At 61.4% G+C, this 12,031-nt stretch carries 11 protein-coding genes and 2 pseudogenes; 7 read left to right on the top strand and 6 right to left on the bottom strand.

Translation table 11 applies throughout. From position 1 onward, the window contains the following. Positions 1-346: 346 nt before the first annotated feature. A complete protein-coding gene (locus tag AC07UK_RS35995) occupies positions 347-1,600 on the top strand; it encodes a flavin-containing monooxygenase (protein ID WP_436224117.1) in 1,254 nt (417 codons plus the stop codon). 109 nt (positions 1,601-1,709) lie between these two features. Further along, positions 1,710-2,855 (top strand): alpha-hydroxy acid oxidase, encoded by a 1,146-nt coding sequence (locus AC07UK_RS35990; RefSeq protein WP_494687978.1) that lies wholly within the window; start codon positions 1,710-1,712, stop codon positions 2,853-2,855. Positions 2,856-2,902: 47 nt separating this feature from the next. On the opposite strand, the gene argE is transcribed toward AC07UK_RS35990, so the two are convergent. After that, positions 2,903-4,078, bottom strand: coding sequence for an acetylornithine deacetylase (argE, locus tag AC07UK_RS35985; RefSeq protein WP_436224119.1), 1,176 nt, complete (start codon positions 4,076-4,078; stop codon positions 2,903-2,905). 129 nt (positions 4,079-4,207) lie between these two features. On the opposite strand from argE, the pseudogene AC07UK_RS35980 reads away from it, so the two are divergent. Beyond that, positions 4,208-4,300: pseudogene (locus tag AC07UK_RS35980) on the top strand (IS200/IS605 family transposase); the annotation flags it as partial. Positions 4,301-4,364: 64 nt separating this feature from the next. Continuing rightward, positions 4,365-5,581 (top strand): annotated as a pseudogene (locus AC07UK_RS35975) (RNA-guided endonuclease InsQ/TnpB family protein). A 112-nt stretch (positions 5,582-5,693) separates the two neighbouring features. On the opposite strand, the gene AC07UK_RS35970 reads toward AC07UK_RS35975, so the two are convergent. The 3 genes from AC07UK_RS35970 to AC07UK_RS35960 form a co-directional block, all read right to left on the bottom strand. Beyond that, entirely contained in the window at positions 5,694-6,668 is a 975-nt protein-coding gene (locus tag AC07UK_RS35970; protein ID WP_354681834.1) for a LysR family transcriptional regulator, read from the bottom strand. 109 nt (positions 6,669-6,777) lie between these two features. Next, entirely contained in the window at positions 6,778-7,449 is a 672-nt protein-coding gene (locus tag AC07UK_RS35965; RefSeq protein WP_494687977.1) for a DUF1028 domain-containing protein, read from the bottom strand. 6 nt (positions 7,450-7,455) lie between these two features. Beyond that, positions 7,456-7,869, bottom strand: coding sequence for a RidA family protein (locus AC07UK_RS35960; protein ID WP_494687976.1), 414 nt, complete (start codon positions 7,867-7,869; stop codon positions 7,456-7,458). Between the two features lie 390 nt (positions 7,870-8,259). On the opposite strand from AC07UK_RS35960, the gene AC07UK_RS35955 reads away from it, so the two are divergent. The 3 genes from AC07UK_RS35955 (at position 8,260) to AC07UK_RS35945 (ending at position 11,050) form a co-directional block, all read left to right on the top strand. Next, on the top strand, positions 8,260-9,285 hold the full coding sequence (locus AC07UK_RS35955) for an ABC transporter substrate-binding protein (protein ID WP_494687975.1): 1,026 nt from the start codon (positions 8,260-8,262) through the stop codon (positions 9,283-9,285). Between the two features lie 93 nt (positions 9,286-9,378). After that, a complete protein-coding gene (locus tag AC07UK_RS35950; RefSeq protein WP_026163914.1) occupies positions 9,379-10,227 on the top strand; it encodes an ABC transporter permease in 849 nt (282 codons plus the stop codon). A gap of 1 nt (position 10,228) precedes the next feature. Next, entirely contained in the window at positions 10,229-11,050 is an 822-nt protein-coding gene (locus AC07UK_RS35945) for an ABC transporter permease (RefSeq protein ID WP_436224123.1), read from the top strand. 138 nt (positions 11,051-11,188) lie between these two features. On the opposite strand, the gene AC07UK_RS35940 is transcribed toward AC07UK_RS35945, so the two are convergent. Beyond that, the gene (locus tag AC07UK_RS35940; RefSeq protein WP_436224124.1) at positions 11,189-11,932 is read right to left on the bottom strand and encodes an ABC transporter ATP-binding protein; all 744 of its coding nucleotides are present in this window, start codon (positions 11,930-11,932) and stop codon (positions 11,189-11,191) included. A gap of 9 nt (positions 11,933-11,941) precedes the next feature. Further along, on the bottom strand, positions 11,942-12,031 hold a 90-nt coding region (locus tag AC07UK_RS35935; RefSeq protein WP_494687986.1), incomplete at its 5' end, for an ABC transporter ATP-binding protein C-terminal domain-containing protein.

Raw genomic sequence — 12,031 nt, 5'->3', positions numbered from 1 at the left:
GGTACTGGCAAGCAGGATAAGTCAAACAGCCAGTATCGTGACTTTGCCGAAACTGATGCGGTCCCTCGGAAAAAACGAAATGCCCGTTTTCAGGCGCAGGCGGCGCGGATGCGATGGCCGGGAACGCCTTGTGGTGCACGGGTGCGGGGTGGCGCTGCGGCACCCTCAGGCCGGCGCTTTACTTTTTCCTAAGTCCTGAGTTTGAAAAACGTGATTTTCAAACGAGGTGGGCTTCATCAAACTGGCCACCGTCGATGAGCGATGTCTCCAGGGCGCCAGTACGCCTTGCCGTCGAAGCTTCCGTGCCGGGGCGACTGACCGGGGCGATTATTCTTAGGAAATTCAAATGTCAGTGGAAAAAATCAACACCGTGGTGGTCGGTGCTGGCCAGGCGGGCATCGCGATGAGTGAGCATCTCGCGCACATGGGTGTGCAGCATGCCGTGCTGGAACGCAGCCGAATCGCAGAACGCTGGCGCTCGGAACGTTGGGATTCTCTGGTCGCGAATGGACCGGCCTGGCATGACCGTTTTCCCGGGATGAAATTCGAGGGCATTTCGCCGGAGACCTTTCCGTCGAAAGAGCGCATGGCCCAGTATTTCGAGAGCTACGCCGCCATGCTGAAGGCGCCGGTCCGTACCGGCGTGGAAGTTAGGCAGGTGGAACGGCATCAAGGGCGTCCCGGCTTCAGGGTGACGACTTCCGACGGCATCATCGAGGCAGACAACGTCGTTGCCGCAACCGGCCCGTTCCAGACGCCGGCCTATCCGAAGATCGTGCCTGAGAGCGAAAACATCCGGCAGCTGCATTCCTCGGCCTACAAGAATCCGGGCCAATTGGCGGAAGGCGGGGTGCTCGTGGTGGGCGCGGGCGCTTCCGGCTCGCAGATCGCCGAAGAGCTGCGCCAGGCCGGCAAGACGGTTTATCTCTCGGTCGGCGAGCATTACCGCCCGCCGCGCGCGTACCGTGGCCGTGACTACTGCTGGTGGCTGGGCGCCCTCGGCCTGTGGGATGAAGTGAGGATCCGGCCCAAGAAGGCGCACGTTGCTTTCGCCGTGAGCGGCTATGAAGGCGGCAAGACCGTCGATTTCCGGCGCCTGGCGCACGCGGGCATCAACCTGGTTGGCCTGACCCAATCCTACAAGGATGGCGTCATGACGTTCGAGCCAGGCCTGCCCGAGAACATCGCCGAAGGCGACCGCGCCTACTTCGACGTGCTGCGCGAAGCGGATGCCTATATCGAAGAGAATGGCCTGCCGTTTCCGCCGGAACCTGACGCCTGGGAGCTGCTGCCGGACCCGGAATGCCTCAAGCACCCGATCCTCAGCCTCGACCTGGCTGAAGCCGGCATCACCACGATTCTCTGGGCGACCGGTTTCAAGTTTGATTTCAACTGGCTGAACGTGAAGAATGCCTTCGACGAGAAGGGCGATCCGTTCCACAAGCGAGGCATCTCCGCAGAAGGCGGCATCTATTTCCTGGGCCTGCCGAATCTGGTCAACCGGGCGTCGTCCTTCATCTATGGCGTCTGGCACGATGCGAAATACATCGCTGACCATATCGTGCTCCAGAACGGCTATATGACGTATGAGCGGTCTTGAGCCTGGTCTTGAGGCTGCACGGTGACCTGTCATTGGTAACGAGGTTGCACGGACGAGCTGCCGGATCGGGTGATCCGGCAGCTTTTTGTTTTTTTCCAAGGGAGTTCCCATGGCCGAGATGACGTGCATTGAAGACCTGCGCAGGCTGGCGAGAAAGCGCGTGCCGCGCATGTTCTATGACTATGTCGACGGCGGTTCGTGGACCGAATATACCTACCGTGCCAACGAGGCGGATTTTCAGCGTATCGAATTCCGCCAGCGCGTGGCAGTGGACATTACCGAGCGCAGCACCGCCAGCACCATGGTGGGCCAGCCGGTCAGCATGCCGGTGGCGGTCGCGCCCACCGGGTTGACCGGCATGCAGCACGCCGATGGAGAAATCCTGGCCGCGCGCGCGGCGAAGCGGCACGGCATCCCGTTCACCTTGTCCACCATGAGCATCTGCCCGATCGAGGCGGTGGCGGAAGCGACCGGGCGCCATCCGTTCTGGTTCCAGCTATATGTGCTGCGCGACCGGACCTTTGTCGAAAGCCTGATCGACCGTGCCAGGAATGCCAATTGTTCGGCGCTCGTGGTCACGATGGACCTGCAGGTCTTCGGCCAGCGGCACAAGGACAAGAAGAACGGTCTGTCCACGCCGCCCAGGCCGACCCTGCGCAACCTTGTGAACATGGCGAGCAAGCCGCGCTGGTGCATGGGCATGCTGGGTACCAGACACCGTCAGTTCGGCAATATCGTCAGGCATGCCAGGGGCGTCGACAATATCGGGTCGCTGGTGGAGTGGACTCAGGAGCAATTCGATCCGCGTCTGTCCTGGCAGGATATTGAATGGATTAAGAAGCGGTGGGATGGGAAGCTGATCGTCAAGGGCATCCAGGACCCCGAGGACGCGCGGCTGGCGCTGGCAAGCGGCGCCGATGCCATCATCGTGTCGAACCATGGCGGGCGCCAGCTGGACGGCGCCGCGTCATCGATCTCCACATTGCCGCGCATCGTGGAAGCGGTCGGGGATCGGGTGGAAGTCCATATGGATGGCGGCATCCGCTCGGGCCAGGACGTGCTCAAGGCCATCGCGCTCGGGGCGCGTGGCACGTATATCGGTCGCGCCATGATGTATGGCCTGGGCGCCCTCGGCGAGCAAGGCGTGACCACTGCCTTGAACATCATTCAGAACGAGCTCGATCTCTCCATGGCGTTTTGCGGCAAGACGGATATCCAGTCGGTCGACCGCAGCATCCTGCTGACTTCATTTTGACAGCGCCCCTGAGGCGCCCGGGCCGAAGCCGCCCAGGACGCCAGGACTTATTGACAGAGAAACTCGACGAGGCCGGCCAGCATGCGGTCGCAGGCTTCGATCTGCGCCAGCTCCACATACTCGTCGGCCTTGTGTGCGACTTCAATGCTCCCGGGCCCGCAGATCAGCACTGGCGTTTCGTTCCAGCTCTGCCGGAACAATCCACCCTCGCTGCCATAGTCCACCCTGGCGCATGGGGTGCCCGCGGGGAGCAGCGAGGCGAGCAGGCCGACAGCAGGCGAATCCTCGCGGGTGTTCAGGCTGGGATAGCTGTTCGTCATCTGGATTTCTGGTAGGGGCGCCGCAGGATCCAGCGCCTCTTTTTTGACGCGCTCGGCCAGGCGTTCCAGGACGCGCTTCAGGATCTCCTCGGGTTTATCTTCCGAGACGTTGCGAATCTCGAAGCTGACTTCGCATTCGCTGGGCACGATGTTCAAGGCGCGGCCGCCGTGGATGACGCCGGCGTGGACCGTGCTGTAGGGCACGCCGTAGCCCTCCTCGCGCGGGCCGCTTTCCGCCAGTTCACGCTGTACGTCCCGCAGGGATGCGACGAGGTCGCTGGCCATGTGGATGGCGTTGAAGAACCTGGGCGCCAGGCCTGAGTGGCCGGCCTGGCCGCAGCAGACCGCCCGGTAGGCAGCCTTGCCCTTGTGACCGGTGCCGATCCGCATCAGGGTCGGCTCGCCGACAATGCACAGGTAGGGTGCGGGGAGGCTGTTCTCCAGGCGGCGCAGCAGGTGGCGCACGCCAACGCAGCCGATTTCCTCGTCGAAGGACAGCGCTAGCTGCAAGGGGCGCTGGAGCGGCTGCCGGGCGGCTGCCACCATGGCGGTCACGGCGCAGGCCACGAAGCCCTTCATGTCGGCTGTGCCGCGTCCATAGATGCGGCCATCCCGGTGCGTTGCCTCAAAAGGGGGTGAAGTCCAGGGCTGGCCTTCCACCGGCACCACATCGGTATGGCCGGAGAGCAGGACGCCCGGAACGCCCACCGGACCGACCGTCGCAAACAGATTGGATCGGCCGGGGTCTTGCGGGTCGGGCGCGAGCATCGATTCGATGCCGGCTTCCGCCAGGATGTCCTGGACCTTGTGGATGAGCGCGATGTTTGGCGTCAGGGAAACCGATGCGAAAGAAATGAGCGTTTCCAGGAGAGAGACGCTTGCTGAGGAGGCTTGATTTTCCATCTCTGGCCCTTTTTGATCGAGATGCGCGGCATACTCCGCCCTTCATGGCGGGGAAGGATAGCGCGACGGTGAGGCGGCTCAATGCCGCAGTAGCAGTCTAATGTGGCATCCTCTTCTGCTCGATGTCGTATCCGCCGGAAACTGTGCGGTGATGCGCTATGGTCGCCCTCCCACTTCGCCGGAAGTTGTGGCGGAGCAATCATCGAGATCGTGCGACAGTACAGACACAGTGGCGACCTTACAGAGTTTCACGTTTGGGCTCTTCGGCTACCTGTACATTGGCCAGATGCAACGACTCCAGGCCTTCAAGTTCGAACTGATGCCGCGCGGTGAGCAGCAGCGCGACATGCGCCGATTCGCCGGATCGTGCCGGTTCGTCTACAACAAGGCGCTGGCGCTACAGATCGAAAACTACAGGGCTGGCGGCAAGTTCATCAGCTACGTGGCGATGGCAAAGCGTCTCACCGAGTGGCGCAATGGACCTGGAACACCTTGGCTCAAGGACTCCCCGGTGCACCCGCTGCAACATGCGCTCAAGGATCTGGAGCGAGCCTACAAGAACTTTTTCGCTAGACGGGCCGCACATCCTCGCTTCAAGAAGAAGAGCCAGCGCGACAGCTTTCGCTACCCCGACCCGAAGCAGATCAAGCTGGATCAGGCCAACAGTCGCATCTTTCTGCCCAAGCTCGGATGGATTCGCTACCGCAGCAGCCGGGATGTGCTTGGCGAGGTGCGCAACGCCACGGTATCTCTGCATGCGGGCAAGTGGTTTGTCTCGATCCAGACCGCGCGTGAGGTGGAAAAGCCCGTGCCGCAAGCAACCAGCGCAGTCGGCATCGATGTTGGCATCACCCGATTCGCTACGTTCAGCGATGGTACCTTCCTCGCTCCGCTCAACAGTTTCAAAAGGCACGAAGCCAGACTGCGCCGCGCTCAGCGAGCGATGAGTCGCAAGACGAAGTTCAGCACCAACTGGAGGAAGGCGAAAGCCAGAGTCCAGCGCATCCACGCCCGCATCGGCAACGCCCGCCGCGATTACCTGCACAAGGCCACGACCATGATCAGCAAAAACCACGCGATGGTCTGTATCGAGGACTTGCAGGTACGGAACATGTCCAGGTCGGCGGCGGGCACAGGCGAAAGCCCAGGCGCGAATGTTCGGGCCAAGTCCGGCCTGAACAAGTCCATTCTCGACCAGGCTGGTACGAGTTCCGCCGGCAGTTGGAATATAAGCTGGCGTGGAACGGGGGCTGGCTTATCGCTGTGCAACCGCAGAACACGAGCCGGACGTGTCCGCGCTGCGGTCAGGTGTCGGCGCAGAACCGTACGACGCAGGCAAGATTCTGCTGCGTCGAGTGCGGATTCGAGGAAAACGCGGATGTGGTCGGAGCGATCAACATTCTGGCGCGGGGACACCGCGTTGCAGCCTGTGGAGAGTCGGTGCAGTCGGGCCGCTCGGTGAAGCAGGAACCCACCGCAGCGACTGCGCAACTCATCGCGTAGCGCCGAAGGAATCCCCTCCCTTTCCGCCGTCAGGCGGTGGCCGCAGGCTGAGGGAGGGGAGGATGTCAAGGGGCATTGCCGAAACAACGGCATGACCGATGCGGCTGGCGCTTCAGGACGCCGATTTCAGCGGCGCTGCTATATGGGGATCGAAGAAACTTGGAGCGCTCATTCCGGGGATGTATTGGTCGGAGATATAAGCGCGGCAGCGTTCCATGAAGATTCTCGTCAATCTTGACTGTTTCATCGGCTTGTAAGTCGCCAGGCCGAGCAGCATGGGCCGATGGGTACCGGCAAGGCGGACCCGCACCATGCGCTTTCCATCGAGCGACTGATCAGATTTGGGGCGCACATTGAAGAGTGCGTAGCCAATTCCGTTGGCGACCATGGACCGGACCACTTCCGTGGACTGCGAACGCGCCGCGATGTTCGGCGTCACGCCGGCCTTTTCAAACAGGGAGGTGAAATAGTCCCGGCTCATCGGCATATCGAGCAGGACGTAGGGTTCGGGCGCCAGCTCTTCGAAGGAGACGACTTTCTGCTGCGCCAGCGGATGGACCTCGCTCACCAGGACATAGGGCGGCATCGTCGCCAGGCTCTCGAACTGGATGTCGTCCTCAAGATGCAAGTCGTAGGTGATCGCCACGTCGATCTCAAGCGCATGGAGCTTGTTCATCAAGACTTCCTGATCGCCTTCGACCATCTGCAGCTCGATTTTGTTGAAGGCGCGCGAAAAGCCGAAGATGACCTCGGGCGCAATCATTGCCGTGAGCGACTGGAAGCTTCCCACCCGCAAGGTGCCCTGGATGACGTCGCTCGAATCGGAGGCGATTTCATAGAGTCGGGACGACCGTCCGAGCATGTCTTCGCAGTGATGCAGGACCAGCTTGCCGATGGTGGTCAGTCCAATGCCCTTGGAAGAATGGCGCACGAACAGCTGCACGCCCAGTTCGGCCTCGATATGGGCGATCGCTGCGGAGATCGAGGGAGAGGAGATATGGATTTGCGTCGACGCTGCGGCGATGCTGCCATGCTTCGCCGTTGCGACGAAATACTCCATCTGGCGCAGGGAAATGCGATTGAGCATGTCGAGATCAGGAAAAGGGGAACGGTCCAGTGTACTGGAGAAGGTTTGCCTTTTCGAGTGCCGGCCGCCTGACCGGCGCTGTCCGCTGTCATTCGATGCGTCGGTCAGGTCACAGGTTTCCGGGAACGCCGAAGCTGGGCGCCGCACGGGGATCGAGCGCCCGCTTGACATAGTCCTTCAGCTGCGGCGCGTAAATCTGCCAGGCGGCATGGAGGGCCTCGACCGGATCGCTTTCTACCCAGTCCAGGCGCAGATCCACGACAGGCCAGTTTTGCGCGTCGTACACCAACAGGCCTGCCGAGTGCACCGGACCCTCCTCGCCGCCTGCGGCCTGGCCGGCGAGCATGGCTTGCATCAGCCGTTCCGCGAGCGCGCCTTCGGTCTGCTCGAAGGCCGACAGCATGGCCTGGGGCACTTCACGCGTCGCCAGCATGTTGCCCGCGCATGCGGCATGGGTGCCGACCACGCTTGCCAGGGTGCCGAGCGCCTTGGCACCCGTGAAAACCACTGGCGGGTTGTGCGCGTCGATGGCCATGAGCTGGCGATACTCTATATGGGGGCGCTTCTGCAGTTCCGCGAGGGCGCGTTCCGGCGTCAGGCCGCTGGCCATCAGGTCCAGGGCGAGGGGCCCCAGATCCGGGTCAGTAATGTTCTGGCTCGCGGCTGCGCCGACCCCTTTGCGGCCGCGGATGCAGCGCGAGGCAACCGCCGGTGACGACGACGCCACGGCGGCGCCGAACTGGCCGGTGGCGGCGCACCGTGCAATGATGGAAAAGGTCATGGCAGCTCAGTCGGGGATGACAGCGGTGGCGTCGATCTCTACCAGCCACTCGGGGCGGGCCAGAGCCGATACGACGATGCCGGTCGAGACCGGGAAGACACCCTTCAGCCAGCGGCCCACGACGCGATAGACCGCCTCGCGGTAGCGCGGGTCGATGATGTAGATCGTGATCTTGCAGATGTCCTCGATCTCGCCGCCGGCTTCCTTGAGCAGCATTGCGATATTGGCCATGGCCTGCTCCGCCTGTCCGGCGACGTCCCCGATGCACACGCTCTCCGAGGTGTCGAGGTTCTGGCCGATCTGCCCTCGCAGAAAAACGGTACGGCCTCGCGCGACAACGGCCTGGCAAAGGTCGTTGTCCAGGTTCTGTTCTGGGTAGGTGAATTTGGTGTTGAAGGTGCGGATGCGGGTATGCTTCATGGTCGATTCGGATCGATTCGGCAGGTGGCGGGAGATTGGGGGCGATGCACCCGACTGCATGGTCATGTGCAGCCGCTGGCGGCGCCATTTGTATTTTCCTGCCGGCCGTTTAGGAATTTCCGAATACCACCGAACCTCACACGGCCGCTAACCTGCTCCAGACGGCGGAACCATCCACAACCCCATCGGGAAATGTGAGGCACCCCTACGAAAAAGCCGACTTGGCCGCCTGGTACGACTTTCACATCATAGGCTCCGTAATTCGAAGTCATTGCGTCAACCTCGTTGCGTCAGCAACGCGTCGCTGCTTGTGATTGCATTTCCCGGTGGCACGTTCAAGCGTATTTCCAGTTCTATCAGATGTTTATCTTTTCGATTGGGGGTTAGTAAATGACGATTCGCAAGCTTTTGGCACTTTGCGCGCTCTCCGCGACGCTTGGCAGTACGGCGGCATGGGCCCAGGAAGCCTTGGTGGTGAGCACCTGGGGCGGCAGTTTCCGCGACCTCATCGAGGAAAGCATCGGCAAGGAATTCACGCGGCAAACCGGCGTGCCGGTCAAGTACATCACGGGCGGCACCATCGACCGCCTGAACAAGGCGAAGCTTGCCTCCAAGCCCGAGAGCGACGTTACCTTCACGACTTCCCACGTCGGCTGGCTCTACGCCAACGGCAATCTCTTTGAAAAGCTGGATACGAGCAAGATTCCGAATTACAAGCATCTTGTCGAGCGCGCCAGGATCAGCCCGTATCACATCGGCAGCTGGGCCTATGTCTACACCATCGGTTATCGCGCCGACCTGGTGCCGCCCAGCGTCAAGTTCGAGAGCTGGAACGACCTGTGGAGCCCGGCCCTGAAAGGCAAGATCGGCGTGCCTGACTTCGATCCGAGCCATGTGGTCGCGGTTTCCGCCATGCTGTCGGGTGGCGATGCGCAAAGCTGGGAAAAGGGGCAGGACAAGCTCAAGGCGCTCAAGCCCAACTTCAAGGCGTTCTATACCAATGACGCCAATGCGCAGCAGTTGATCGCCACCGGCGAAACGCCCGTGCAGGTCATCCTGTCGATCAACGCCTATCACATGATCAGCCAGGGTGTGCCCGTCAAGTTGGTCACGCCCAAGGAAGGCGCGGTGCTCGGCATCGATACCATGGCCATCACGAAGGGCTCCACCAAGGCCGATCTGGCTTACAAGTTCATGAACATCGCCTTGTCCCCGGAAGTCCAGTCGAAGATCGTGGCCTTGAAGAAGGCCAGCCCTGTCGTCGACGACGCCAAGGTTTCGCCTGAAGACGCCAAGCTGCCCGGCGTGTTCACGACGAAGGAGCAGTGGGACAAGGCCATCCTCGTGGACCACAAGCTGCGCGCCGAGAAGACTGCGGAATGGCGCAAGTGGTTCACTGAAAACGTCATGAACTGAACCCGATAGTAAGAGTATTGAGGGAGGGTCGCCGCGGCCATGCACCGCGCCGATCCTCCCTCGCCGATTGAGCATCTGGAATAAGGTTTAAGAATGCGCCCCGATTCACGAGCCTGGTTGGTCTCCCCGGCAGTACTTGTCGCGCTGTGCATCGCAGTATCGTTGATTGCGGTCCTGCAGTTCAGCTTCCGGGCGTATGTGCCCGGCTCCCTCGATGTCGGGGGATTCACGTTCGCCAACTTCAGCGACCTGACCAAGTCGATTTATCTCGACGCGTTCTCCAACACCTTGTGGCTGAGCGTGGAGACGACCGTGTTTTCGCTGCTCGTTGCGTACCCGCTGGCCTATGCCCTGGTGCGCGTCAGGAGCCGGGCGCTCAAGTCCTTTATCCTCGTGGTATCCATCACGCCCCTGTTTCTGGGGGAAATCGTCCGTACCTACTCCTGGATCGCCGTCCTGGGCAGCAATGGCTTCATCAATGGCACGCTGCGAAAGCTCGGCCTGATCGACTGGCCACTGGAACTCATGTTCACACACCTGGGCGTGTTGGTCGCGCTGGTGCACGTGACGATTCCCGTCGTGGTGCTGATGCTTGCCACGGCAATTTCGCATATCGACCGGGACTACGAAAAAGCGGCCCAGAGCCTGGGTGCCGGCCCGGTCAGGACCTTCCTCACGGTCACGCTTCCGCTTTCGATGCCGGGTATTCTGGCTGGCATCACAACTGCGTTCGCCTGGACCTTCAGCGCCTTTGCGACGCCTCAGATGATTGGCGGAGGCCGCGTGCCGACGGTTTCGACGCTGGTGTACCAGCTTGGCTTTGCTTCCATGAACTTCCCGCTGGCGGCCAGCCTGAGTGTGATGGGCTTGCTGCTGACGGCCGCAGCGCTCTTTTCCCTGGGGCTGTTCACCAAGCGACTGAAAGCCGTTGGAGGACACTAAGATGAGAATCAAAAGCGCTTTGCCTTTGCCGCTGCGTGTCGCGGGCCCGCTGCTCGTCGCCATCCTGCTTGCATTCGTGCTGCTGCCGGTCGTGGTGGTGACGATCGCCGCCTTCAATGAAAAGGCGATCATCACGTTCCCGCCTGAATCCTATTCGCTGACATGGTTTGCACGCGTCTTCAGTTATCCGGATTTTCGGGATGGATTCCGCGCCAGCCTCGTCATCACCGGATGGTCCTCGTTCATTGCGCTGGTGATCGGGACCTGCCTGTCGATTGCCGTCAAGCGGCTGGAATTCCCCGGCAAGCAGACGCTGCTGGCCATCCTGCATTCTCCGCTCGTGGTGCCGCACTTCACGCTGGGGCTGGGCCTGCTCATCCTGGTGTCACAGGCCTCCATACACCGCTCATATGACGTCGTCATCCTGTGTCACGTGATGCTGGTGCTGCCGTTCGTGCTGAAGAGCGTCTATGTCTCCATGGAAAACCTGGACGCAAGGCTGGAACAGGCGGCAGCAAGCCTCGGCGCGTCGCCGCTGAAGGTCCTTTTCACGATTACGATTCCGCTGCTCGCGCCGGGGCTGTTTGGCGGCTGGTTGTTTGCGGCGATCATGTCGTTCAGTGAATTCACCGCATCGCTTTTCGTCACAACGCAAGACACGCAGACACTGCCCGTTTCCATGTACAACTATGTCCGGGAGTTTGCCGATCCGACGCTGGCCGCGCTGTCAGTCGTCTATATCGCCGTGACCGCTAGCGTGCTTGCCTTTGCGAACTATTTTCTGGGCTTGGGGAGAATCCTCAATATCGAGGAAGGACATTGACTCATGTCCTACCTGGCTCAATCCACAGCTAGTAATTGGAAGGACGCTCCAACACCGCGAGGGTCGCGCGCGACACGCACACCAGCTTTCGATTCTGGTCGTGAATCCGCACGCTCCACACGTGTGAGCAATAAGGCGTCAGGCTGCCATCCTTGCCAGCCCAAGGTATGTCTCGATAACTCGAGGGTCAGCCGACAGGCGGCTTGCCGGCCCCTCCAACACAAGATCGCCGGTTTCAATGACGTAGCCATAGTCGGCAACATGCAGTGCCGCACGGGCGTTCTGCTCGACGAGCAGGGTGGCGACCCCGGTCTTGCGCAGGTTGCTGATGATGTGGAAGATTTCCTTGACGATGAGGGGCGCCAGTCCCAGGCTTGGCTCGTCCAGCATCAGCAGACTCGGCTTGGCCATCAGTGCCCGGCCTACAGCCAGCATTTGCCGCTCGCCACCAGACATCGTCCCCGCCGCCTGCTTCGCCCGCTCTTTCAGGCGCGGAAACAGGTCGTACACCACATCCATCTGGTCAAGGTAGTGCTTTTCTCCGGCCTTCTTGCGCCGAAACGCGCCTAGCAACAGGTTATCCTCGACACTCATGGTCGCGAACAGCTCGCGCTTTTCGGGAACCAGACACATGCCGCGCGCGACGCGGGCCTCAACGGGCAGACCGGACATCTCCTGCCCGAGATAGCGGACGCCCCCGCCTGCCCACCCGTTGACGGGCAATGCACCCATCAGCGCACTGAGCGTGGAAGACTTTCCCGCACCGTTCGGTCCGATGACCGTCACGATCTGGCCTGCTTCCACGCGCAGATTCACACCGTGTACGGCCTCGACCTTGCCGTAGCAAACACGCAGGTCGCTCACTTCAAGAATTGCATCCATCGTTGCTCCTTACTCAACGCCGCCGAGGTAGGCTTCCAGCACCGCGGGGTTCTTCTGCACTTCCTCGGGCACGCCCTCGGCAATGCGCGTGCCGAATTC

It is taken from the genome of Cupriavidus sp. GW821-FHT07C08 (assembly GCF_059419025.1).
The sequence above is the reverse complement of the archived record's forward strand: the minus strand, read 5'-3'. Positions and strand labels throughout refer to the sequence as shown.

Excerpts from the sequence above, each read along its gene's own strand:
- AC07UK_RS35960 (WP_494687976.1), bottom strand. The coding sequence starts at position 7,869 with ATGAAGCATACCCGCATCCGCACCTTCAACACCAAATTCACCTACCCA.
- AC07UK_RS35965 (WP_494687977.1), bottom strand. The coding sequence starts at position 7,449 with ATGACCTTTTCCATCATTGCACGGTGCGCCGCCACCGGCCAGTTCGGC.
- AC07UK_RS35990 (WP_494687978.1), top strand. The coding sequence starts at position 1,710 with ATGGCCGAGATGACGTGCATTGAAGACCTGCGCAGGCTGGCGAGAAAG.
- AC07UK_RS35945 (WP_436224123.1), top strand. The coding sequence starts at position 10,229 with ATGAGAATCAAAAGCGCTTTGCCTTTGCCGCTGCGTGTCGCGGGCCCG.
- AC07UK_RS35970 (WP_354681834.1), bottom strand. The coding sequence starts at position 6,668 with ATGCTCAATCGCATTTCCCTGCGCCAGATGGAGTATTTCGTCGCAACG.
- AC07UK_RS35995 (WP_436224117.1), top strand. The coding sequence starts at position 347 with ATGTCAGTGGAAAAAATCAACACCGTGGTGGTCGGTGCTGGCCAGGCG.
- AC07UK_RS35950 (WP_026163914.1), top strand. The coding sequence starts at position 9,379 with ATGCGCCCCGATTCACGAGCCTGGTTGGTCTCCCCGGCAGTACTTGTC.
- AC07UK_RS35955 (WP_494687975.1), top strand. The coding sequence starts at position 8,260 with ATGACGATTCGCAAGCTTTTGGCACTTTGCGCGCTCTCCGCGACGCTT.
- argE (WP_436224119.1), bottom strand. The coding sequence starts at position 4,078 with ATGGAAAATCAAGCCTCCTCAGCAAGCGTCTCTCTCCTGGAAACGCTC.
- AC07UK_RS35940 (WP_436224124.1), bottom strand. The coding sequence starts at position 11,932 with ATGGATGCAATTCTTGAAGTGAGCGACCTGCGTGTTTGCTACGGCAAG.